Genomic DNA, 2,103 nt, shown 5'->3' on the forward strand with positions numbered 1-2,103 from the left:
GTCAACTGGTGACCTTAAGTGGTACATCAGATTTACCCGCCGGTAGCACAGTGACCATCACCCAAACCTTATTAGGCGGTGGCAGTGTGACATATACGGCAACCACCGATGCCAATGGTGATTGGTCACTGACAGGATTAACCGTGCCGTTAGCGAACCTAGCGTCGATAACAGCCAGTGCATCGGATGCTGCAGGCAATGTACGTACTATCAGTTCAAGTGACTTTGATGGTACACCACCGACACTCACCGTTAACGTGGATGCAATAGGAAATGACAATACACCGCTCATCAGTGGTACCAGTGATGCAGGTGAAGGCGCACAAGTGACTGTGGTCGTCACCGATGCCAATGGTGATAGCAGCACCCTGACAGCGATAGTGGATGCCAGCGGTAATTGGTCAGTGAGTCCAACAACGGTCTTAGCTGATGGTCAATTTACTGTTGACGCCAGTGTGCGTGATGGGGTGGGGAACCTTACAGAAGAAACGGTGACTGGGGTCATTGATACCGTTGCACCAAGCTTAACCTTAACGGGCGTTGGGGCGGGCAGTGATGTGACGCCAACTTTAAGCGGCACAAGTAATGAAATCGGCGCGTTAGTAACTATCACAGTGACTGATAGTAACGGTGTGGTACAAACTTTCTCAGCCACAGTGGGCAGTAATGGAACCTGGACTAGCGAAGTGCCAAACGGTTTAGCCGAAGGTGATTACACTGTGTCAGCAACAGTGAGTGACGTGGCGGGCAATAGTACAACAATCAGTGCCTCAGGTAGTATTGATACGGTAAATCCTACAGTCGTTGTGAATGATAATGGCTTAAGTAATGATAATACCCCAACAATCAGCGGTACATCTACCGAGCCTGCGGGCACAATTGTAAATATTATAGTTACAGACAGTAATGGCGATAATTATAGTTTTACAGCTGTTGTAAGTGCTGCAGGCACATGGCAAACAGACGCATCTGAAATACCTGATGGTAACTATACAATTACTGCAACAATCACAGATGCTGCGGGTAATACAGGGAGTGATACAGGCTCAGGAACGATAGACACTACAGCGCCTCTCATTACAATCAACAATCTAGGCACAATTAACACCGCAACACCAACTATTAGTGGTACATCTTCGGAGCCAGCAGGCACTGTTATTTCACTTGTATTAACAGATACCAGTGGTGGTGAGATCAGTTTGACTGCAACCGTTGATGGTGCTGGTAATTGGTCTGTCACCTCTTCATCGTTAGCGAATGATGACTACAGCGTGGTTGCTACAGTAGAAGATGCAGCAGGAAATAGCGCCTCGGCAACAGAGAATTTCACCTTGAATACCAGTGCGCCTAGTATTTCAATTGATGCCCTAGGCCAAACGAACGATACAACGCCTACTATTTCAGGAACAACCAGTGCTCCTGACGGCAGTACGGTAACAGTGACTATAAATGATGGCACCAATCCAGTTGAAACACTGACAGTAAGTGTCTCAGGTGGTATTTGGACTGTTACTGCTAATAATGCATTAACTGAAGGGGATTTTACGGTTACTGCTAGCGTTACAGTAGGTGGCGTTGAAGGTACAGACTCTGCTGTAGGAACAATTGATTTAACCCCTCCTACCATTGCAATTAATGATATTGCACAAACCAATGATACAACCCCAACAATAAGTGGTACAACGGATGCACCGGTAGGAAGCACAGTTACAGTGATCATTACTGATTCACAAGGCAACCCACAAACTTTAGTCGCTACGGTATTAGCGAACGGAAGTTGGTCAGTGTCTGCAACCACAATACTGGCAGAAGGTAGTTTTACTGTTAATGCTTCAGTCACCGATGCAGCCGGTAATACTGGCACCGATAGTGCCACTGGTGAAATCGACATTACCGCACCGACGATTAGCCTTGATACCTTGGCCTATAGTAATGATGTGACACCGCTCATTAGTGGGCAAACTACTGGGGCGGCTGTGGGCAGCTTAGTGCTGCTTACTATCACTGACAGTGCCGGTAATGTACAAAGTGCGACAGCGACGGTGCAAGCGGATGGCAGTTGGTCTGTTGAGCCAAGTACGGCATTAGCCGAAGGGGATTATA

At 47.4% G+C, this 2,103-nt stretch carries 1 protein-coding gene; it reads left to right on the forward strand.

All coding sequences use genetic code 11. The annotated features are described in order from the left end of the window. Positions 1–2,103: beta strand repeat-containing protein (locus L1272_RS22825; RefSeq protein ID WP_235374354.1), on the forward strand; the 2,103-nt coding region annotated here is incomplete at both ends.

This window comes from Pseudoalteromonas sp. PAST1, assembly GCF_021532515.1.
Lineage (GTDB): Bacteria > Pseudomonadota > Gammaproteobacteria > Enterobacterales > Alteromonadaceae > Pseudoalteromonas > Pseudoalteromonas simplex.